The organism is Streptomyces sp. NPDC031379, assembly GCF_055569615.1.
The window spans coordinates 510,592-531,144 of record NZ_JBVIIT010000001.1 but is presented as its reverse complement, the minus strand read 5'-3'; the positions used below and the strand labels follow the sequence as shown (position 1 = coordinate 531,144).

Here is a 20,553-nt window from a genome sequence, read left to right as displayed (position 1 = left end):
GGCCCGGCGCCCCCGAGGGGGTGCCGGGCCTCAGTGCCTGAACCGAGCTGCGTCAGTGGGCGTGGCCGTGGCTGTGGCCGTGGCCCGCGTCGGCCGGCTCCTCTTCCTTCTTCTCGACGACCAGGGTCTCGGTCGTGAGCAGCAGGGAGGCGATGGAGGCGGCGTTCTCCAGGGCGGAGCGGGTGACCTTGACCGGGTCGATGACGCCGGCCTTGACCAGGTCGCCGTACTCGCCGGTGGCGGCGTTGTAGCCCTGCCCGTTGTCCAGGTCCTTGACCTTGGACACGATGACGTAGCCCTCCTGGCCGGCGTTCTCGCCGATCCAGCGCAGCGGCTCGACCACGGCCTTGCGCACCACGGCGACACCGGTGGCCTCGTCGCCGGTCTTGTCGAGGTTGCCCTCGAGGACCTTGGAGGCGTGGACCAGGGCGGAGCCACCACCGGAGACGATGCCCTCCTCGACCGCGGCGCGGGTCGCGGAGATGGCGTCCTCCAGACGGTGCTTCTTCTCCTTCAGCTCCACCTCGGTGGCGGCGCCGACCTTGATCACGCACACGCCGCCGGCCAGCTTCGCGAGGCGCTCCTGGAGCTTCTCGCGGTCCCAGTCGGAGTCGGTGTTCTCGATCTCGGCCTTGATCTGGTTGACGCGGCCCACGACGTCCTCGGACTTGCCGGCGCCGTCGACGATGGTCGTGTCGTCCTTGGTGACCGTCACGCGGCGGGCGGAGCCCAGCACGTCCAGGCCGGCCTGGTCGAGCTTGAGGCCGACCTCCTCGGAGATGACCGTGGCGCCGGTGAGGACGGCCATGTCCTCCAGCATCGCCTTGCGGCGGTCACCGAAGCCGGGGGCCTTCACCGCGACCGCGTTGAAGGTGCCGCGGATCTTGTTCACGACCAGGGTCGACAGGGCCTCGCCCTCGACGTCCTCGGCGATGATCAGCAGCGGCTTGGAGGCACCCGACTGGATGACCTTCTCCAGCAGCGGCAGCAGGTCCTGGATGGAGGAGATCTTGCCCTGGTTGATGAGGATGTACGGGTCCTCCAGGACGGCCTCCATGCGCTCCTGGTCCGTCACGAAGTACGGCGACAGGTAGCCCTTGTCGAAGGCCATGCCCTCGGTGAAGTCCAGCTCGAGACCGAAGGTGTTGGACTCCTCGACGGTGATGACACCGTCCTTGCCGACCTTGTCCATCGCCTCGGCGATCAGCTCGCCGACCTGCTGGTCCTGGGCGGACAGCGCGGCCACGGCGGCGATGTCGGACTTCTCGTCGATCGGGCGGGCCGTGGCGAGCAGCTCGTCGGAGACGGCCTTGACCGCGGCGTCGATGCCCTTCTTCAGGGCCGCCGGAGAGGCGCCGGCGGCGACGTTCTTCAGGCCCTCGCGGACGAGCGCCTGGGCCAGCACGGTGGCGGTGGTGGTGCCGTCACCAGCGATGTCGTTGGTCTTGGTCGCCACCTCCTTCACCAGCTGCGCGCCGAGGTTCTCGTACGGGTCCTCGATCTCGACCTCGCGGGCGATCGTGACACCGTCGTTGGTGATGGTCGGGGCGCCGAACTTCTTGTCGATGACGACGTTGCGGCCCTTGGGGCCGATCGTCACCTTCACCGTGTCGGCCAGCTTGTTGACGCCGCGCTCGAGGGCGCGACGGGCGTCCTCGTCGAACTTCAGGATCTTCGCCATGACAGCGGGAGCCCTCTCGGAAATCTGTGGGTGAAAAAGGCACTGCGCCCCGGGCGCCCGGCTTCTTAAGTGGTCGCGGGGGCCAGGGGCGCAGCGTCAAGCATCAAAAGTGCTCGAGGTGACTTACTTCTCGATGATCGCGAGGACGTCGCGAGCCGAGAGGACGAGGTACTCCTCGCCGTTGTACTTCACCTCGGTGCCGCCGTACTTGCTGTACAGGACGACGTCGCCGACCTTGACGTCGAGCGGAAGGCGCTCGCCGTTCTCGAACCGGCCCGGGCCCACGGCGAGGACGGCGCCCTCCTGGGGCTTCTCCTTCGCGGTGTCCGGAATGACCAGGCCAGAGGCCGTGGTCTGCTCGGCGTCCAGCGGCTGGACCACGATGCGGTCCTCGAGCGGCTTGATGGCAACCTTGGAGCTGGCGGTCGTCACGATCCGACCTCCCCCTTCGGAGATCTCACGGGGTTAACTGTCTGAGGTGGCGACCAGGTCGATCCGTCGTCGCGGGTGCCGGACCTGCCCGTCGCGTTGTTGGCACTCTCCAGGGGGGAGTGCCAGAGCCGAGACTATGACCGCGATTAGCACTCGGTCAAGCGGAGTGCCAATCCCGTGCCGCGCGTCGGCCGGAGCCGGCCTCCGCCGGAAGCCGCTCGGCACCCGGTCACAGGTAGTCCTCGAGCCGTCCCACCGTCAGCCCCCGCCGCTGCACGCCGCGCAGAACCCGTGTGGTGCGTTCCGTCAGGGTCGGGCCCGTGGACTCGTCCGGACCGACCAGGACGATGTCCCCGGGGCGGAGGCGGTGGTCGCCCCGGGGGAAGTCGAGGTCCGCCGGGGTCACCGCGGCCCGCCACAGGACGACCGCGGAGATGCCGCACTCGGCCGCCGCGCGCAGGGTGGTGGTGTCGTACGTGCCGTAGGGCGGGCGGAGGAGGCGGGGGCGGACGCCGAGGCGGGCGTCGAGCCGGTTCTGCTGGCCGCAGATCTCGGCGCGCTGGGCGGCGTACGGCTGTCCGGCGAGCGCGCGGTGGTCGAGGGTGTGGTTCTGGATGCCGGCGCCGAGCCTGTGCAGACGGGCGAAGTGGCCGTGCCCGGGGCCGGCGACGCTGCCGGTGAGGAACAGACTGACGGGCAGGTGGAGTTCGCGGACCATGTCGGCGAAGCGGGGATCCCGCTCCGCGCCGCCGTCGTAGGTGAGGAAGACGACCCGGTCGCGGGTGGGGACGTGGTCCACGACGCGGGGCAGGGTGCCGCCCCCGGTGCGGGGGCCGAGGGCGAGGGGCCGGGTGGCGGGCCGGGGCGGGCGGGCCAGGGGCCGGGACAGGCCCCAATGACGGTAGGCCAGGTCGGGTGCGGGGCCGTGCGGGCGCACCCCTTCGGCCGCCTTCTTGCCGAGGCGTTCGATGGGGTCGACGGACTGCGCGCAGCCCGCGAGGAGGAGGGCCGAGGCGAGGACCGCGGCCAGGCCCCGCGCCCGCCTCACAGGTAGTCCTCCAGGCGGGCCACGGCGTAGCCCTCGCGCGTGACCTTGTTCAGGAAGCGGCGCATGTCGTCGACCATCGTGCCGTCCCAGTCGTCACGGCCGCGGAAGTGGGTGAGGACGATGTCGCCTCGGCGCAGCTGCCGGTCGTCCTCGCGGTACTCCCAGTGGTCGACGAAGACCTCCTCGTTCCAGATCGGCGCGTACTTGATGCCGCAGGCCTTGGCGGCGACCAGGGTGTCCTGGTTGTAGTTGCCGTAAGGGGGGCGGAAGACGGTCGGCGCCTTGCCGAACTGCGCCTTCATGACGGCCTGCATGCCGCAGATCTCGTCCTTCTGCTCCTCGTAGGACAGGCCCGGCAGGTAGGGGTGGTGCAGCGTGTGGTTGTCGAGGGTGTTGCCGTAGGACCGCATCTTGCGGAAGTAGGCGTAGTCGTCCGCCACCAGGTAGTTGCTGAGGAAGGCGGTGTACGGGATCTTCAGGTCCCGCATCATGGCGAGGAACCTGGGATCCTTCTCGGCGCCGTCGTCGATGGTCAGGAAGACGACCTTCTGCCGGGTGGGGACCGTGGTGAAGACCGGCGGCAGGTCCCAGTCGTCCTGGTGGTCCACCTCGAACCCGGCGCGGGCGGTGATCTTCGGCTTCACCGCGGGCGGGGGCGGAGGCGTCAGCGGGACCTGTTCCAGTCCCCAGCGCCGGGCGGCGGCGACCAGCCGGGCGTGCTCGGCGGCCGGGCCGCCCCCCTGGTCCCGGGCCTGGGCGGGACCGCCCTGGCCGGGCGCGGTGCGGGCGGAGTCCGGGCCGGCGCAGCCGGAGAGGAGGGCGGCGGAGGCCATCGCGACGGCTGTGCAGCCGAGGGTCAGGGACCGGGAACGAGACCGGGCCCGCGCCCACACCGGAGACCAAGTCCTATTTTTGTCATTTTGTACTACTAGTCGCATGGTGCCGGATCCTCCCAGGTCACGGCCCGCGACCCGGTCCGACACCGCCGCCGGAGGCGCACCGTCCACCGACTGGCCCACAATGACCCGGTGAACGACCTCGCCCTCCTCCTCACCCCCGAAGGCCGCGCCCTCCTCGACGAGGTGCGCGACACCGAGCCCGCGCAGGAGCTGGCCGTGGCCACCCGGCTGCGCCGCGACCACCCGGCCGAGCTGGTGTCGGCCGCGCTCGGCCAGGCCCGGCTGCGGCAGCGGGCGGCGGCGAAGTTCGGGGCCGAGGACGCCGGGCGGATGTACTTCACGCCGAACGGGGTCGAGCAGTCGACGCGGGCGAGCGTGGCCGCGTACCGGGCGCGGCGGCTGACGGACCTCGGCGTGACCTCGGTCGCCGACCTGTGCTGCGGGATCGGCGGGGACGCGATCGCGCTGGCGCGGGCCGGGATCCGGGTGCTGGCCGTGGACCGGGACCCGCTGACGGCGGCGGTGGCGCGGGCGAACGCCGAGGCGCTGGGGCTGGCCGGCCTGATCGAGGTGCGCGAGGCCGACGTCACGGAGGTGGACACCGCCGGCTACGACGCGGTGTTCGTGGACCCGGCCCGGCGGGGCGGGCGCGGCCGGATCTTCGATCCCGAGGCCTACTCACCGCCCCTGTCCTGGGCGGTCGGCGCGGCGCGTACGGCACCCCGCGCGGCCCTGAAGATCGCTCCGGGCATTCCGCACGAGGCGGTGCCCGCGGAGGCCGAGGCCGAGTGGATCTCCGACGGCGGGGACGTGAAGGAGGCGGTGCTGTGGTTCGGCACCGGGGCGCCGGGCGCCGTACGGGCGACGCTGCTGCCCGGCCCGCGCACGCTCCTCGGCCGGGGGCTGCCCGATCCCCGAGTGCGCCCGGTGGGGCGGTACTTGTACGAGCCCGACGGCGCCGTCATCCGGGCCCACCTGGTCGCGGAGGTGGCCGATGAGGTCGGTGGCGGCCTCGTCGACGAGACCATCGCGTACGTCACGGCCGACGAGCTGTGCCCCACCCCGTACGCCTCCGCCTACGAGATCAACGATCAGCTCCCCTTCAACGTCAAGAAGCTGAAGGCCCTGCTGCGGGAGCGGGAGATCGGCACGCTGACCGTGAAGAAGCGGGGCTCGGCGGTGGAACCCGAGGAACTGCGCAGGAAGGTCAAGCCGCAGGGACCGGGCGCGGCCACGGTGTTCCTCACCCGGGTCGCGGGGGCGCCGACCATGCTGATCGGGGGTCCCGCGCGGCCGGCCGCCGGCTGACCGTCGTCGCCCGTGGTCAGGGTGCGCACTCCTCGGCCCTGCCCAGCAGCAGGTCGCGCTCGCGCCGGTTGCCGGCCAGTGCCGCCGCCCGTACGAACTCCTCGCGGGCCTCGGCGGTGCGGCCCAGCCGCGCCAGCAGGTCGCCCCGCACGCCGGGCAGCAGGTGGTACGACCGCAGGGCGGGCTCGCCGGCCAGGGCGTCCACCAGCTTCAGCCCCTCGGCCGGGCCCTCGGCCATCGACACGGCGACGGCACGGTTCAGTTCCACGACCGGGGACGGGGCGCGGGCCGCGAGCAGGGCGTACAGGGTGGCGATGGAGCGCCAGTCGGTCTCCTCGTAGGTGTACGCGTGCGCATGGCACGCGGCGATGGCCGCCTGAAGGGCGTAGGGGCCGGGGAGGCCGGACGGTGACGTGGCCTCGGCGCGGGCGAGGGACCGGATGCCGCGGGCGATGAGCATGCGGTTCCAGCGGCGGCGGTTCTGGTCCTTCAGAAGCACCGGCGCGCCGTCGGGGCCGGTGCGGGCGGCGGTGCGGGAGGCCTGGAACTCCAGCAGCGCGGTCAGCGCGTGCACCTCGCCTTCCTCGGGCATCAGGGAGGAGAGCACACGGGCGAGCCGCAGGGCGTCCTCGCACAGCCCTGGACGCAGCAGGTCGTCCCCGGCCGACGCCGCGTACCCCTCGTTGAAGATCAGGTAGATGACGTCCAGGACGGAACCGAGGCGGGCCTCCCGGTCGGGCCCGTACGGCACCTCGAAGGCGACGTTCTTGGTGGCGAGGGTCCGCTTGGCCCGGACGATGCGCTGGGCGATCGTCGGTTCCGGGACCAGCTGGGCGCGGGCGATCTCGGCCGTGGTCAGGCCTCCGAGCAGGCGCAGGGTGAGCGCGGTGCGGGCCTGCGGGGACAACACCGGATGGCAGGTGGTGAAGACGAGCCGGAGCAGGTCGTCGTCGATGTCGTCCGGGTCGCCCGGTTCCTCGGGCGGGACCGTGGTCCGCAGGTCCCGGCCGATCTCGGCCAGTTTGCGGGCGTAGGTCTCGCGGCGCCGGATCAGGTCGACGGCGCGGTGCCGGGCGGTGGCCATGAGCCAGGCGCCGGGGTTGTCGGGCACCCCGTCCCGGGGCCACCGTTCCAGGGCGGCGACCAGCGCGTCCTGCGCCAGTTCCTCGGCGATGCCGACGTCCCGGACGATCCGGGCGATGCCGGCGATCACCCGGGGCGACTCCAGGCGGAAGACGGTCTCGATCGCGTGTGCCGCGGCCGGCGCCGGTGCGACGGGCTGCGGTGCGGGGGTCGCCGGTGCGACGGGCTGCGGTGCGGTGGGCTGCGGTTCCACAGCCCACCATGCAACACCCCCCGGCGGCCGAGGGCCACCGGCCGCTCAGCCCTCGGCGATCTCCCGCACCTCGCAGGTCACCGTCCAGAAGTCCTCGTGGACCTGCAGGAACCGCTTGGTCCACTCCAGGGCTTCGGCCTTGTCCTTGCACTGCATGAGCGCGTAGCCGCCGATGACCTCCTTGGACTCGGTGAACGGCCCGTCGGTGACGGAGATCCGGCCGCCCTCCCAGGTGGCCCGGGTGCCCTGGGCGGACGGGGTGAGTCCGGCGGTGTCGAGCAGCACGCCCGCCTTCGTCATCTCCTCGATCAGCTCGCCCATGCGCCGCATCAGCTCCTCGCTGGGGCCCTCGGCGGGCGCGGAGGTCTCGTCGACGCGCACGAGCGACAGGTAGCGGGGCATGGTGACTCCTTCGGTCGGGGGCGGCGGGACCGTTCCCGCCGCTCACCCGTGCGTCGAACGGAGGGGACCCGGATCGACACACGCGCCGGAAATTCTCGAAGATTTTTCCGGCCCGGTGTTCTCGCAGCTCAGCGGGCTGATGACAGGGCAGGCCGCCCCGCCTTGCCTTGCCTTGCCTTGCCTACCGCAGGGACGCCCACAGGTCGCTCGCCGCCGGCTCCTTCGCGACCACGCGATTGGCATCGGAGGGGGCGGGGACGACCGGCATCGTCACCGTCTTCACCTGGTCGGCCGTGAGGTTCTTCAGGCTCTGGCCGAGGTCCATCAGCTCCTTCAGGGAGTCGAGGCCGGTGTCGGTGGTCAGGCCGGCGGTGACCGCGTCGGCGGCCTTGTAGAGCTTGGCGGGGTCGGTCAGCAGGTCGGCGGTGGCGATCTGCTCCAGCAGGGCTTTCACCAGCTTCTGCTGCAGGCCTATGCGGCCGAGGTCGCTGCCGTCGCCTATGCCGTGGCGGGTGCGGGCGAGGGCCAGGGCTCGGGTGCCGTCGAGGTGGTGGGCGCCGGCCTCGAGGCGCAGATGGCTCTTGCCGTCGTCGATGTCCTGGTCGGTGGTCACGTCGACGCCGCCGAGCGCGTCCACCAGCTTGGCGAAGCCGGAGAAGTCGATCTCGATGTAGTGGTCCATGCGGACGTTCGTGACCGACTCGACGGTCTTCACCGCGCACACCGGCCCACCCGCCGAGTAGGCGCTGTTGAACATGGCTCGGTGCACCACCGCCGTGGATCCCCCGGAGGGGAGCGGGCAGGACGGAAGGGTGACGAGGGTGTCGCGCGGGATGCTGACGACGGTGGCCCGCGTACGGCCCGCGTCGATGTGCACCACCATCGCGGTGTCGGACCGGGCGCCGGAACTGTCGCCGCCGCCCAGCGCCTTGTTGGCCTTGCCGCTGCGCGAGTCCGAGCCGAGGACCAGGATGTTCAGGGAGCCGGTCGGCTGCGGGGAGGCGGCGGCCGGGGCGGTCGCGGACGGGGCGATCACCGCCCGGGCGGGCCGGTCGTCGCCGAGCGCGCTGTTGATGTCGACGCTCGTGATGTTGTCGTTGAGGTGCCAGTACGCCCAGCCCGCGGCGACAGCGCCCAGTACCAGGGCACCCGCCAGGGTGAGGCCGACGGTCCTCAGTGCTCTCGACCGCCGGCCCACCGGTCCGCCCGTGCCGCCCTGCTCGTCGTGTCGCGTCACGGCAGGAACGTAAGTCCGAATTATTAGGGGACTGTTAGCAGAAGCGGCGTGCGTCGGTTTTCTAGTGAAATTCTCATCCCAGCGTCACCGCCGGCACCGGATTGCTGCCGCTCCAGGACGCGTTGAACCCGAACGTCACCGAACCGCCGTCCGGCAACGCCCCGTTGTACGAGGCGTTGGCGCACGAGACCGTCGCGCCCGACTGGGTGCAGGTGGCGTTCCAGGCCTGTGTGATCCGCTGGCCCGCGCCGAACGTCCAGCCGGCCTTCCACGAGGACAGCGAGGCCCCGGAACAGGAGATCTTCACCTGTCCGGTGAACCCGTTGTTCCACTGGGCGGTGACGCTGTAGGCGGCGGTGCAGGCGCCCGTGCCCGGGGGTGGGGTGGTGGTGGAGCCGCCCAGGGCCTCCGCGATGCCGCGGTACGCCGGTTTCGGCTGGTAGTTCTCGTCGTACGGCGTCGCCGCCCCGTACCCCGGGAAGGTGCTGGGCACCCAGGAGTCGGAGTCGGTGAAGCCCCACACGGTGACGTTGACGCACCGGCTCACGGCCGCGCACGCGGCCACCACGGACTTGAAGTCGGCGGCCTGCTGGGCCAGTTTCGCGCTGTCGGCGGGCAGTTGCATCCGTACGTCCAGCTCGGTGATCGCCACGTCCACGCCCAGGTCGGCGAACCGCTGGATGTTCTGCTGGAGCGTGCCCGGCACCTGGCCGAGGATCAGGTGGGCCTGGAGGCCGACGCCGTCGATCGGGACGCCCTGCGCCTTCAGGGACTTGACCAGGTTGTACAGGGCGGTGGACTTCGCGTTCACGCCCTCGACGTTGTAGTCGTTGATGTACAGCTTGGCGTTCGGGTCGGCCGCGTGGGCCCAGGTCAGGGCGTCGGCGACATAACCGGAGCCGAGGCCGTCGTACCAGAGGGTCGAGCGGTAGGTGCCGTCCTCGTTGAAGGGCTCGTTGACGACGTCCCAGGCGGCGATCCTGCCCTTGTAGCGGCCGACCTCGGTGCTGATGTGGTTCTGCAGCAGGCCGCCGAGCTGGGACGGCGTCCAGCTGCCGTTGGTCAGCCAGCCCGGGTTCTGGCTGTGCCAGACCAGGGTGTGGCCGCGCACCTGCTGGTCGTGGGCCTGCGCGAAGGCCACGATCTGGTCGGCCTCGGCCCAGTTGAAGCTGCCCTGGGCGGGCTCGACACTTTCCCACTTCATGGCGTTGCCGGGGGTGAGCGAGCCGAACTGGGCCCCGGCGAGGTCGCCGTAGGTCCCGGTGAGCTTGGAGCCGGTGACGGCGGTGCCGACGACCTTGCCCTTCGCTGCCGCGAGGTCGCGCAGGGGGGTGTCGGCGGCGTGTGCCGCGGGCGCCGTCAGCAGCAGCGCGGCGCCGGTCAGCAGGGACGCGAGGGGTAAACCGATTCTCAGAGATCTCATCGCGGGTGCCTCCGAAAGTTTCGGTCGAACAACCGATTGACTTCGGAGGAGTGTGGGGGCACTCACCCCACACGTCAATACGTCACCTTCCGGCCACCGGCGTCACACCACCGCGGGAGCCGCCGTGCTCGACCGCACCACCAGGCTGGTCGCCAGCTCCACCCGGGTCGCCGCCCGCTCCTGCTCCGCGCGCCCCAGCTCCAGCACCAGCCGGGCCGCGGCCTCGGCCATCTCGGTCAGCGGCTGCCGCACGGTCGTCAGCGGCGGGCCGACCCAGCGGGCCACCGGCAGATCGTCGAAGCCGACCACGCTGAGGTCGTCCGGGATGCGCAGCCCCAGCTCCCGGGCCGCCTCGTACAGGCCGAGCGCCTGCAGGTCGTTGCCCGCGAAGACCGCGGTCGGCCGGTCGGGGCGGCGCAGCAGCTCCAGGCCCAGGCGGTAGCCGGCGTCATGGTGGAAGTCGCCGGTCAGCACGAGCGAGGGGTCGACCGGCAGTCCGGCCGTCTCCAGGGCCGCCCGGTAGCCGTCCAGCCGGGCCCGGCTGCACATCATCCGGGACGGTCCGCTGATCGCCCCGATCCGGGTGTGCCCGAGTTCCACCAGGTGCCGGGTGGCGGCGAGTCCGCCCTGCCAGTTGGTGGCGCCGATGGAGGGCACGTCCGGGCCCGGGTCACCGGCCGGGTCCATCACCACGAACGGGATGGACCGGCTGGTCAGCAGCGCCCGCTGGGACTCGTCGAGCCCGGACAGCACGAGCACCACCCCGTGCGGGCGGCGGGCGGCGACCTGGTCGGCCCAGGTCCGCCCGGGGGTGAGCCGTCCCGCCGACTCGGAGAGCACGACACTCAGCCCCGCGTCCCGGGCCACGTTCTCCACACCCCGGATGACCTCCATCGCCCAGGCGCTCTCCAGCTCGTGGAAGACCAGGTCGATCAGCGGGGAGCGGGAGGCCTCGGCGCGCCGGCGCCGGTAGCCGTAGGCGCGCAGCAGCTCCTCGACGCGGGTGCGGGTCGCGGGGGCGACGTCGGCGCGGCCGTTGAGGACCTTCGAAACAGTCGGAGCGGACACCCCGGCCTCACGGGCGATTTCAGCGAGGGTCGCCGTCTGCGTTTCTGCGGGCTTCGAGGGCTTCATGCCCGCGATCGTATCCTTGCGGGGCCTCTTGACGAAGGCCTTGTCACGCCACGACTCCCGGAACATTCGGAATTCGATCCGAAACATTCGGCATGAGGGGAACGGAAAAACCCCGCCCCCGGTGAACCGGGGACGGGGTTTTCGTGGAGCGCCGGGCAGGCCTTGCACCTGCATCTCCCCGCAGGAAGCGGGACGTCTTTCCTTGGACCACCAACGCACTGCGTCCGGACCGGGTTCCCGGCCGTTCGCGTGTGATGATCATAGCGCAGCCGGAGCGGTTCCCCAACTTCCCTCCCACGCTAGTCGTCCGCCACCGACTCGAACCGCCACCGGTGCACCGGACGCGTCACCGACCCGGCGGGCGGCTCGGGCAGTTCGGGCAGCGAGGCGTCGTACGGCGCGTCCCACCAGGTGATCACCAGCACCCGGTCCTGCGGCGCCCGGAACGTCTCCCGCCGCAGCGGCTCCGCGCCGAGCCGCTGTTCCCGCGCCCAGGCGAGCAGTTCCTCGCCCCGGCCCTCGGCGGCCCTCGCCTCCCACATCAGGGCGACCGTCACGAGTACAGGTTCTCCTTGCTGACCTCGTGCACGTGGTCGTGGCCCGGGACGTGGGGATCGGTGACCGGCAGGGAGGAGTCGGCCGACAGGTCCCAGCTGGAGGCGGCCCGGTCGCGGGCGACCATCTCGGCGCCGAGCGCGGCCACCATCGCGCCGTTGTCCGTGCACAGCTTGGGGCGCGGGACGCGCAGCCGGATGCCGGCCGCCTCGCAGCGCTCCTGGGCGAGGGCGCGCAGCCGGGAGTTGGCGGCCACGCCGCCGCCGATCATCAGGTGGTCGACGCCCTCGTCCTTGCAGGCGCGGACGGCCTTGCGGGTCAGGACGTCGACGACGGCCTCCTGGAAGGAGGCGGCCACGTCGCGGACCGGGACCTCCTCGCCGGCCGCGCGCCTGGCCTCGATCCAGCGGGCGACGGCCGTCTTCAGGCCGGAGAAGGAGAAGTCGTAGGCGGGGTCGCGCGGGCCGGTCAGGCCGCGCGGGAAGGCGATCGCCGCCGGGTCGCCCTCCTTCGCGTACCGGTCGATGACCGGGCCGCCGGGGAAGCCCAGGTTCAGCACGCGGGCGATCTTGTCGAAGGCCTCGCCGGCCGCGTCGTCGATGGTCGAGCCCATCGGGCGGACGTCGGAGGTGATGTCCGTGGACAGCAGGAGCGAGGAGTGGCCGCCGGACACCAGCAGGGCCATCGTCGGCTCGGGCAGCGGGCCGTGCTCCAGCTGGTCCACACAGATGTGGGAGGCGAGGTGGTTGACGCCGTACAGGGGCTTGCCGAGCGCGTAGGCGTACGCCTTCGCCGCCGAGACGCCGACGAGGAGGGCGCCCGCGAGGCCCGGGCCCGCGGTGACCGCGATGCCGTCGAGGTCCTTGGCGCGGACGCCGGCCTCCTTCAGGGCGCGGTCGATGGTCGGCACCATCGCCTCCAGGTGCGCCCGTGACGCCACCTCCGGTACGACACCGCCGAAGCGGGCGTGCTCGTCGACGCTGGAGGCGACGGCGTCCGCCAGCAGGGTGGTGCCGCGGACGATGCCGACGCCGGTCTCGTCGCAGGAGGTCTCGATGCCGAGGACGAGAGGTTCGTCAGCCATTGATCTCGGTTCCTTGTACTGAAGAAGGGTCGGTCAGACGCATGACCAGGGCGTCCACGTTGCCCGGCTGGTAGTAGCCGCGGCGGAAGCCGATGGGCTCGAAGCCGAAGCGCTCGTAGAGCTTCTGGGCGCGGACGTTGTCGACCCGGCACTCGAGCAGCACCTCGTGGCACTCGAACGCGGTCGCCGCGCGCAGCAGCTCGACCAGCAGGCGCCCGCCGAGGCCGGTGCCCTGCTGGTCACGGGCGACCGCGATGGTCTGGACGTCCGCCTGCTCGCCGGTGGCGACGAGGCCGGCGTAGCCGACGATGCGGCCGTCGGACTCGGCCACGAGATAGCGCCGGGTGGCCTCGGCGCCCCGGGAGTGGGCCAGTTCGGACCAGAACATGCCCCGGGACCAGGCGTCCTCGGGGAACAGGTCCTTCTCCAGCTCCAGGACCGGGTCGATGTCCCACCAGCGCATCTCGCGCAGTCGGGGGGGTGCCGGCTGAGTCACTTGGGGGTGACCACCTTGTAGTTCTTGGGGACCTGGGCGTCCGGGCGGCGCAGGTACAGCGGCCGGGGGGCCGGCAGCTCCTCGCCCGCGGCCAGCCTCTCGGCGGCGAGCGAGGCGAGGGCTGCGGCGGACACGTGCTCGGGCTCGTGGGCGCTCGGGAAGGTGTCCGGGTAGAGCAGCGCGCCGGCGCCGACCGCGGGAAGCCCCGCGACCCGCTCGGCGATGTCGGCCGGCCGGTCCACGGCGGGGTCGGTCAGCCGGGTGCGCGAGTCGGCGTACGTCGCCCAGTAGACCTCCTTGCGCCGGGCGTCGGTGGCCACGACGAAGGGGCCCTTCTCGATGTCGGCGGCGTAGGCGAGCCCGTCCAGCGTGCACACGCCGTGCACCGGGACGCCGAGCGCGAGGCCGAAGGTGTCGGCGGTCATCAGGCCGACCCGCAGGCCGGTGTAGGGGCCGGGGCCGATGCCGACGACGATCCCGGTGACCGCCTCCAGCTTGAGCCCGGCCTCGGCGAGGACCCGGTCGACGGCCGGCAGCAGCAGCTCACCGTGCCGGCGCGCGTCCACCTGGCTCGAGGAGGCGATGACGTCCGTGCCGTCGTGCAGCGCGACGGTGACGGCGGGTGTTGCGGTATCCAGAGCGAGCAAGAGCACGCGAACAGCCTACGGCGCCCGCGCCGCTCGCATGGCCGTCCGGGTCGTACGGTCACCGACTGCTACGGTCTGAACGAAGTACGACATATCGCACGAGGCAGAGGTGGGCGCAGGTGGCAGGGACCAGCTCGGTGATCGTGGCCGGCCTCACCGCGGCGGCCGTCGCAACGGTCGGTTTCCTCGCCTACCAGGCCCAGGCGACCGTCCCCGCGGGCCTGGGCGGCAAACCGTCGGCGAACGCGTCCGCCTCGGCGGCCGCGTCCAAGGCGCCCCGGGACCGGCGCAATCCCGCCGCCCTGCCGAGCGGCTCCGGTGCGGGTGAACGGGTCGTGTACTCGGTGGACGACGACCGGGTCTGGCTGGTCGACGAGCGCGGCCGGGTGCAGCGCAGCTTCAAGGTGACCCCGGGCAACCTCGACCCGCTGCCGGGCACGTACTGGGTGTCGTCCCGCTCGAACGCGGTCACCGGCACCGACGGCACCCCCATCGAGCACGTCGTGCGGTTCACCAGCGTGGACGGGACGGCGATCGGCTTCAGCGCGGCGGTGGACGGCGGCTCGCGCACGGCGGCCGATCCGAGCGTGAAGACAGGCGGCATCCGGGAGACGCGGGCGGACGGGAACGCGATGTGGATGTTCGCGACGATCGGCGTGCCGGTGGTCGTGATCCGCTAGGGCACTGTCGTCACGACAGGCCCTAGGCGGCCGCGCGCCGGTCCCCGGGGGGCCGGGGCGCCCGCTGCCGGGGTTCGGGGTCCCGCGGGGGCCGGGAGATCGCTTCCGCGGCCGCGCACGACGCCAGCAGTTCACGCATGGAGGGCCCGGTGGGCGCGCCCGGACGGGGCTGCTCCGTGGGACGGGGAGCGGTCATGAACGCCTCCTGAGGTGCGGGGGCGGGCGAAGTTAGGTACACCTAACTCCGGACTGGACACCATGTCACCACGCCCGGGACGTCCTGCGCAATACGGGTGCCGACAGCTAGTCGGGAAACCGGGGGGATCAGGCCGCGACCGTCTCGAGACCGGCGTCCGCCCAGCGCTCCCCCAGCCCGGTCAGCGTCACGTGCCGTACCTCGTCGGTGGTGTCTCCGACGGCCCGGTGGATGACGACCTGGAGGCGTTCCTCGGTCAGCTCCTCCACCTTGCCCTCGCCCCACTCCACGACGATCACCGAGTCGGACAGCGAGACGTCGAGGTCCAGGTCCTCCATCTCGTCCAGGCCGCCGCCGAGCCGGTAGGCGTCCACGTGGACCAGGGGCGGGCCGTCGCCGAGGGCCGGGTGCACCCGGGCGATCACGAAGGTCGGCGAGGTGACCGCGCCGCGCACGCCGAGCCCCTCGCCGAGCCCGCGGGTCAGCGTGGTCTTGCCCGCGCCGAGTTCTCCGCTGAGCATCACCAGGTCGCCCGCGCGCAGCAGCTTGGCCAGCCGGCGGCCCAGCTCCCGCATCTGCTCGGGCGAGGTGATCGTCAGCCGCGTCTCAGCGGCGTCGTGCGGTGCTGCCGGTGCTGCTGGTCGTTCCATAGCCACTTACGGTAGCCCCTGCGGGCACGGCGCCCGCACGGGTGAGCAGGTCGGCGAGGCGGTCGGTGACCACTTCCGGATGCTCCAGCATCACCAGGTGCCCGGCGTCCGGCACGAGCACCAGCTCGGCGTCCGGGAGCAGATCGGCGATGGCCTCGCTGTGCTCGCTGGGCGTGACCAGGTCCCGCACCCCGGCCAGCACGAGCACGGGCATGTCGTGGAAGCGGCCCAGCGCCTCGGTCTTGTCGTGGTCGGTGAAGGCCGGGTAGAACTCGGCGACCACGTCGATCGGCGTGGACTCGATCATCCGCTCCGCGAACCGCTCGACGGCCGGGTCGACGTCCCGCCCCGCGAACGAGTACCGCTTGATGATCCCGGCGAACAGGTCGGCGGTGGCCCTGCGCCCCTTCTCCACCAGCTCCGCCTGCTGCCCGAGCGCCTTCAGCACACCGGGGAGGATGCGGCGCACCGCGTTGACGCCGGCCACCGGGAGCCCGAAGTTGACCTCGCCGAGCCGCCCGGACGAGGTCCCCACGAAGGCGGTGGCCACGACCCGGTCCCGGATCAGCTCCGGGTACTGGGCGGCGAGGGCCATCATGGTCATGCCGCCCATGGAATGACCGACCAGCACCACCGGACCGTCCGGTACGGCGGCGTCCAGGACCGCCTTCAGATCGCGGCCGAGCTGGTCGATGGTGAGGGGCACCCGGTCCCGGGTCTGGGCCACGCCCCGCCCCGACCGCCCGTGGCTGCGCTGGTCCCAGTGCACCGTACGGACGACCCCGCGCAGGGCGGCACGCTGGAAGTGCCAGGAGTCCTGGCTGAGGCAGTAGCCGTGGCAGAAGACGACGGTGACCGGGGCGGGCGCCTTGCGTCCGAAGAGCCGGCGCCGGCGCGGGGAGACGTGCGGGCCCGGATCGGGCTCGGCCTCGTCGACCTCGTAGTACAGCTCGGTGCCGTCGTCGGCGTACGCCTTGCCCGGGGTGCCGCGCAGGGTGCCGTAGGGGCCGGCCGAGTCCAGCGCCAGCCGGGCCTTGCGCCGCATCCCGCGCCCCACCGTCATCCGCTCGATGGCGACGCCGGCCGCCGCGCCCGCGGCGAGCACGCCTATCGCGGCACCGGCGATACCGGTCGCCCGGCGCCAGCTCGCGGCCGCCTCCGCGGCGGAGGCGGCGGCCGCCGAGGCGACGACGTCCGCCACGACCTCCGCGCTGCTCTCGCTCACGTACCGCTCCTCTTCGCCGTACTGCAGTTCGCCTGTGTGGGTGAAAACGGATGATGCCGGAGTCCGCCGGAGCGGTGCTCGGATGCCGCTGTCGTCGAGGTGACGCCGACGCCCTCCGACGGGTTACCCGAGTTCTTCCCCGTTCACATAGACGCGAGGAACCCGGGTTCCGATGCGCGTGACGATCTCGTACGCGATCGTGCCGCAGGCCTGCGCCCAGTCCTCGGCGGTGGGCTCGCCGCGGTCACCGGGCCCGAACAGCACGGCCTCGCTGCCCACCGGGGGCTCGTCCCCGCCCAGGTCGACCACGAACTGGTCCATGGCGACCCGCCCGGCGACCGTGCGCCACTTGCCGTCGACCAGCACCGGGCCGGTCCCGGAGGCGTGCCGCGGAATGCCGTCCGCGTAGCCGACCGGCACCAGGCCGAGGGTGGTGTCGCCCGGGGTGACGTAGTGGTGGCCGTAGCTGACGCCGTGCCCGCCCGGGGTGTGCTTGACCAGGGCCAGCGAGGCGCTCAGCGTCATCACCGGGCGCAGCCCGAAGTCGGCCGGGGTGCCCAGCTCCGGGCTGGGCGAGATGCCGTACATCGCGATGCCCGTGCGGACGAGGTCGAAGTGCGTCTCGGGCAGGGTGAGGGTGGCCGGCGAGTTGGCGATGTGCCGTACCTCGGGGCGCACGCCCTGGCCCTCGGCGTGGGCGAGCATCTCCCGGAACCGGTCGAGCTGGGCGGCGATCGAGGGGTGCCCGGGCTCGTCGGCGCAGGCGAGGTGGGACCACACTCCGGTGATCCGGACCAGCCCGGCGGCCTCGGCCCGCAGGGCCTCGGCGACCAGCTCGGGCCAGTCGGCGGGCTGGCACCCGTTGCGCCCGAGCCCGGTGTCGGCCTTGAGCTGCACCCGCGCGGCCCGGCCGGCCTGCCGGGCGGCGTCGACGACCTCCCGCAGGGCCCACAGCCCGCTCAGGGAGACGTCGAGGTCGGCCTCGACCGCCTGCCGCCAGGGCCCGCCCGGCACCCACAGCCAGCACAGGATGCGCCCCGGCAGTCCGGCCGCGCGCAGCGCGAGGGCCTCCTCGGGCGTGGCCGTGCCGAGCCAGGTCGCCCCCGCCGCGCGGGCCGCGCGGGCGCACGGCACCGCCCCGTGGCCGTATCCGTCGGACTTGACGACGGCCATCAGGGCCGCGCCCGGCGTACGGGCACGCAGCGCCCGCACGTTGGCGCGCAGGGCACCCAGGTCGATCTCGGCGCGGGCGCGCAGGGGGGCGGTCGGCACAGCTGCAGTCTCACTCATGGCGCCCCCAGTCTCTCAGAGGGCCGTGCGGGCCCCGGGTGCCGTGTCAGGTACCCGGCCGCCGCCCCCACACGTAGACGTGGTCGCCCTTCCTGAGCACGCCCCACAGCTTGCGCGCGTCGGCGAGCCTCAGGTTGACGCAGCCGTAGGAGCCGACGGTGGTGAGGATGCTGCCGTGGACGGCGTGGAAGGCCTGGCCCCCGTCGAAGAACTGGGCGTACGGCATGGGCTGGTCGTACAGGGTGGACACGTGGTTCTTGTGCCGCCGGTAGACGGTGTGCCGGCCCATGCGGGTGACCATCCCCTTACGCCCGCTGCGCAGGCGCGGACGGCCTTGCAGTCCTTCGCGGACTGCTTCCCGTCCGCCTTCGGCCTCAGCCACCGCTCCACCTGCCTTTGGTACGGCCCGGCCTGCTTGCTGCACGTCACGTCAGCGACGGCGTCGGCGTCGGCGTCGGCGTCGGCGTCGGCGTCGGCGAGCGGCACGTACTCGACGAGGTCGTACGTCCCCGGCGCCGCGTCCTCGGGCTCGGCGGCGTCCTCCCGCGGGCTCGGCGTGTACACCTTCGGCGGCAGCGCCTGGTCGGGCGTGTCGATCTGCCAGGGCTGCGCGGGTCCGGGGGCCACCCCGGGCACGAGGTCGGAGCCGGGGGCGGGCGGTGCGGGGGGGTCGCCGAGGCGGCGGTCACCCAGGCGGCGGGCGGGGTGGCCGCGGCGGTCCCGGCGGCCGGCAGAGCCGTCGCGGCGGCGAGCAGCGCCGCGGCACCTAGGTACGCGAATCGTCTGCTGATCATGCGATCAGCCAACGCGGGGTCCTGCCGGACCGGCGATGCCGCGCGGCCGCAGTCACCCGAGGGGTGGACCCGGTACCCGGCCGGCCGCCCGAGCGTCGGGGCCGCTCGCGCGGTTCCCGCGCGCCTTTGCAGGGGTGGTGGCGCCGTCGGCGCGGGAGTGCCCCGGCCGACTCAGCCGCTGACGTCCCGCCACGCCTCGGCGATCCGGTCGGCCACGTCATGCGCCCCGACCGGCGCGCCCTGCGCCGCGAACCGCCCGGCGAGCCCGTGCAGATACGCCGCCACGCTCCCCGCGTCCCCCGCCGCCAGCCCCGCCGCCAGCAACGACCCGGCGAGGCCCGACAGCACGTCCCCGCTCCCCGCCGTGGCCAGCCAGGACGTGCCCGTCGCGTTGACCCGCACGGCCCCGCCCCCGAAGTCGGCCACCAGCGTGGTCGAGCCCTTCAGCAGCACGGTCGCCCGGTACACCGCCGCCAGCTCCCGTGCCGCGGCCAGCCGTGCCCCCTCGACCTCCTCCCGGCGCAGCCCCAGCAGCGCGGCGGCCTCCCCGGCGTGAGGGGTCATCAGGGTCGGCGCCGTACGCCCCCGTACCGCGTCCCGCTCGGCCAGCCGCAGCCCGTCCGCGTCGATCAGCACGGGTACCTCCGCCGCCAGCACCTCCGCCACGGTCGCCGCGTCGTCCCCCGCTCCCGGCCCGACCACCCAGGCCTGCACGCGCCCGGCCCTGGAGGGCCCGTCATCGGACACCAGCGTCTCCGGGAAGCGCGCGAGGACCGCCTCCCCGGCGGGCCCGACGTAGCGCACGGCTCCCGCCCCGCCCCGCAGCGCCCCGGAGACGGCGAGCACGGCGGCGCCCGGATACCGCGCCGATCCGGCGGCGATCCCGACGACCCCCCGCCGGTACTTGTCGCTCTCGGTCCCCGGTACCGGCAGCAGCCGCGCCACGTCCGCGTGCTGCAAGGCCTCCAGCTCGGCCGGGGCGGGCAGTTCCAGTCCGATGTCGACGAGCCGCACGACCCCGGCGTACTCCCGCGCGGGATCGACCAGCAACCCGGGCTTGTACGTGCCGAAGGTGACGGTGAGGTCCGCCCGGACCGCGGCGCCGCGCACCTCTCCGGTACCGGCCTCGACCCCGCTGGGCAGATCCACCGCCACCACGGCGGCCCCGGACCGCTCCACCACCGCCAGGAGCCGCTCGGCGGCGGGCCGCAGCCCGCCCTTGCCCCCGATCCCGACGATCCCGTCGACCACGAGGTCGGCCCGCCGGATCAGTTCCTCGGCGGCCTCGTCCGCGGCGACGGAGCCGCCGGCCCGGCGCAGGGCCCCGAGCCCCCCGGCATGGGCCCGCTCGGGCGAGAGCAGTACGGCCGTGACCCCGGCCCCCCGCCGCGCCAGCCGCGCGCCCGCGTACAGCGCGTCCCCGCCGTTGTCCCCGCTGCCGACGAGCAGCACCACCCGGCTGCCGTACACCCGCCCGAGCAACTCCGCGCAGGCGGCGGCCAGCCCGGCGGCCGCCCGCTGCATCAGCGCGCCCTCCGGCAGCCGTGCCATCAGCGCCCGTTCGGCCGCCCTTACCGTCTCCACGCTGTACGCAGTACGCATGGCACCGAGTCTGCCCCGCAACCGCGGTCCCCCACACCCGGGCACTCAGCCTTCGGCGACCACCACGGCCGAGGCCACCCCCGCGTCATGGCTCAAGGACACGTGCCAGGACCGCACTCCCAGCTCCGCCGCCCGCGCGGCGACGGTGCCCTGCACCCGCAACCGGGGCTGTCCGCTGTCCTCGACGTACACCTCGGCGTCGGTCCAGTGCAGCCCCGGCGGCGCCCCCAGGGCCTTCGCCAGCGCCTCCTTGGCGGCGAACCGGACGGCGAGCGAGGCGATCCCCCGCCGCTCCCCGCTGGGCAGCAGCAGCTCCCGCTCCACGAACAACCGGTCCGCCAGCCCTGGCGTCCGCTCCAACGACGCCCGGAACCGATCGATCTCGGCGACGTCGATCCCGACTCCGATGATGCTCATGGACCGCAGCCTACGGT

The 20,553-nt window shown here is 73.1% G+C and carries 22 protein-coding genes and 1 tRNA gene; 2 read left to right on the top strand and 21 right to left on the bottom strand.

The annotated features are described in order from the left end of the window. Positions 1 to 52 precede the first annotated feature (52 nt). The 4 genes from groL to ACZ5CW_RS02495 all read right to left on the bottom strand — a co-directional run bounded on the left by groL (position 53) and on the right by ACZ5CW_RS02495 (position 4,099). Positions 53 to 1,681, bottom strand: coding sequence for a chaperonin GroEL (gene groL / locus ACZ5CW_RS02510; RefSeq protein WP_468597641.1), 1,629 nt, complete (start codon positions 1,679 to 1,681; stop codon positions 53 to 55). A 123-nt stretch (positions 1,682 to 1,804) separates the two neighbouring features. Further along, positions 1,805 to 2,113 (bottom strand): co-chaperone GroES, encoded by a 309-nt coding sequence (gene groES / locus ACZ5CW_RS02505; RefSeq protein WP_039652762.1) that lies wholly within the window; start codon positions 2,111 to 2,113, stop codon positions 1,805 to 1,807. Between the two features lie 229 nt (positions 2,114 to 2,342). Further along, positions 2,343 to 3,161, bottom strand: coding sequence for a polysaccharide deacetylase family protein (locus ACZ5CW_RS02500; RefSeq protein ID WP_468597640.1), 819 nt, complete (start codon positions 3,159 to 3,161; stop codon positions 2,343 to 2,345). Beyond that, entirely contained in the window at positions 3,158 to 4,099 is a 942-nt protein-coding gene (locus ACZ5CW_RS02495; RefSeq protein ID WP_468597638.1) for a polysaccharide deacetylase family protein, read from the bottom strand. The genes ACZ5CW_RS02500 and ACZ5CW_RS02495 overlap by 4 nt, the downstream gene beginning before the upstream one ends. Positions 4,100 to 4,189: 90 nt before the next feature. Between ACZ5CW_RS02495 and ACZ5CW_RS02490 the strand changes: the two genes are divergently transcribed. After that, on the top strand, positions 4,190 to 5,368 hold the full coding sequence (locus tag ACZ5CW_RS02490) for a THUMP-like domain-containing protein (protein WP_468597636.1): 1,179 nt from the start codon (positions 4,190 to 4,192) through the stop codon (positions 5,366 to 5,368). A 16-nt stretch (positions 5,369 to 5,384) separates the two neighbouring features. On the opposite strand, the gene ACZ5CW_RS02485 is transcribed toward ACZ5CW_RS02490, so the two are convergent. The 10 genes from ACZ5CW_RS02485 to tsaB all read right to left on the bottom strand — a co-directional run bounded on the left by ACZ5CW_RS02485 (position 5,385) and on the right by tsaB (position 13,688). Next, the gene (locus ACZ5CW_RS02485; RefSeq protein ID WP_468597635.1) at positions 5,385 to 6,704 is read right to left on the bottom strand and encodes an RNA polymerase sigma factor; all 1,320 of its coding nucleotides are present in this window, start codon (positions 6,702 to 6,704) and stop codon (positions 5,385 to 5,387) included. 45 nt (positions 6,705 to 6,749) lie between these two features. Next, on the bottom strand, positions 6,750 to 7,106 hold the full coding sequence (locus ACZ5CW_RS02480) for a YciI family protein (RefSeq protein WP_468597634.1): 357 nt from the start codon (positions 7,104 to 7,106) through the stop codon (positions 6,750 to 6,752). Between the two features lie 181 nt (positions 7,107 to 7,287). Beyond that, positions 7,288 to 8,343, bottom strand: coding sequence for an LCP family protein (locus tag ACZ5CW_RS02475; RefSeq protein ID WP_468597632.1), 1,056 nt, complete (start codon positions 8,341 to 8,343; stop codon positions 7,288 to 7,290). A 73-nt stretch (positions 8,344 to 8,416) separates the two neighbouring features. Next, positions 8,417 to 9,766, bottom strand: coding sequence for a glycoside hydrolase family 10 protein (locus ACZ5CW_RS02470; protein ID WP_468597631.1), 1,350 nt, complete (start codon positions 9,764 to 9,766; stop codon positions 8,417 to 8,419). 102 nt (positions 9,767 to 9,868) lie between these two features. Further along, entirely contained in the window at positions 9,869 to 10,900 is a 1,032-nt protein-coding gene (locus tag ACZ5CW_RS02465) for a LacI family DNA-binding transcriptional regulator (RefSeq protein WP_468597629.1), read from the bottom strand. 144 nt (positions 10,901 to 11,044) lie between these two features. Next, positions 11,045 to 11,117, bottom strand: a tRNA-Arg gene (locus ACZ5CW_RS02460). A gap of 82 nt (positions 11,118 to 11,199) precedes the next feature. After that, positions 11,200 to 11,457: a hypothetical protein gene (locus ACZ5CW_RS02455; RefSeq protein WP_468597627.1), complete on the bottom strand. Its 258-nt coding sequence runs from the start codon at positions 11,455 to 11,457 to the stop codon at positions 11,200 to 11,202. Then, complete coding sequence (tsaD, locus tag ACZ5CW_RS02450; protein WP_468597626.1) at positions 11,454 to 12,539, bottom strand: tRNA (adenosine(37)-N6)-threonylcarbamoyltransferase complex transferase subunit TsaD; 1,086 nt, start codon at positions 12,537 to 12,539, stop codon at positions 11,454 to 11,456. Before tsaD ends, ACZ5CW_RS02455 begins: the two co-directional genes overlap by 4 nt. Beyond that, the gene (gene rimI / locus ACZ5CW_RS02445) at positions 12,532 to 13,002 is read right to left on the bottom strand and encodes a ribosomal protein S18-alanine N-acetyltransferase (protein ID WP_468597763.1); all 471 of its coding nucleotides are present in this window, start codon (positions 13,000 to 13,002) and stop codon (positions 12,532 to 12,534) included. Before rimI ends, tsaD begins: the two co-directional genes overlap by 8 nt. A 29-nt stretch (positions 13,003 to 13,031) precedes the next feature. Further along, positions 13,032 to 13,688, bottom strand: a complete 657-nt coding sequence (tsaB, locus tag ACZ5CW_RS02440; RefSeq protein ID WP_468597625.1) for a tRNA (adenosine(37)-N6)-threonylcarbamoyltransferase complex dimerization subunit type 1 TsaB — start codon at positions 13,686 to 13,688, stop codon at positions 13,032 to 13,034. Positions 13,689 to 13,801: 113 nt separating this feature from the next. On the opposite strand from tsaB, the gene ACZ5CW_RS02435 reads away from it, so the two are divergent. After that, positions 13,802 to 14,362 (top strand): hypothetical protein, encoded by a 561-nt coding sequence (locus tag ACZ5CW_RS02435; RefSeq protein WP_468597624.1) that lies wholly within the window; start codon positions 13,802 to 13,804, stop codon positions 14,360 to 14,362. A 22-nt stretch (positions 14,363 to 14,384) separates the two neighbouring features. On the opposite strand, the gene ACZ5CW_RS02430 is transcribed toward ACZ5CW_RS02435, so the two are convergent. The 7 genes from ACZ5CW_RS02430 to ACZ5CW_RS02400 form a co-directional block, all read right to left on the bottom strand. Beyond that, entirely contained in the window at positions 14,385 to 14,558 is a 174-nt protein-coding gene (locus tag ACZ5CW_RS02430; RefSeq protein WP_468597623.1) for a hypothetical protein, read from the bottom strand. A 128-nt stretch (positions 14,559 to 14,686) separates the two neighbouring features. Further along, a complete protein-coding gene (gene tsaE / locus ACZ5CW_RS02425; RefSeq protein WP_468597621.1) occupies positions 14,687 to 15,208 on the bottom strand; it encodes a tRNA (adenosine(37)-N6)-threonylcarbamoyltransferase complex ATPase subunit type 1 TsaE in 522 nt (173 codons plus the stop codon). Beyond that, complete coding sequence (locus tag ACZ5CW_RS02420) at positions 15,165 to 16,433, bottom strand: alpha/beta fold hydrolase (protein ID WP_468597620.1); 1,269 nt, start codon at positions 16,431 to 16,433, stop codon at positions 15,165 to 15,167. The genes tsaE and ACZ5CW_RS02420 overlap by 44 nt, the downstream gene beginning before the upstream one ends. A gap of 123 nt (positions 16,434 to 16,556) precedes the next feature. Continuing rightward, positions 16,557 to 17,723: an alanine racemase gene (gene alr, locus ACZ5CW_RS02415; protein ID WP_468597618.1), complete on the bottom strand. Its 1,167-nt coding sequence runs from the start codon at positions 17,721 to 17,723 to the stop codon at positions 16,557 to 16,559. Positions 17,724 to 17,769: 46 nt separating this feature from the next. Continuing rightward, positions 17,770 to 18,105: a L,D-transpeptidase gene (locus ACZ5CW_RS02410; protein WP_468597616.1), complete on the bottom strand. Its 336-nt coding sequence runs from the start codon at positions 18,103 to 18,105 to the stop codon at positions 17,770 to 17,772. Positions 18,106 to 18,688: 583 nt separating this feature from the next. Beyond that, a complete protein-coding gene (locus ACZ5CW_RS02405; protein ID WP_468597615.1) occupies positions 18,689 to 20,119 on the bottom strand; it encodes an NAD(P)H-hydrate dehydratase in 1,431 nt (476 codons plus the stop codon). A 45-nt stretch (positions 20,120 to 20,164) separates the two neighbouring features. Next, entirely contained in the window at positions 20,165 to 20,536 is a 372-nt protein-coding gene (locus tag ACZ5CW_RS02400; protein WP_468597614.1) for a holo-ACP synthase, read from the bottom strand. Positions 20,537 to 20,553: the final 17 nt, after the last annotated feature.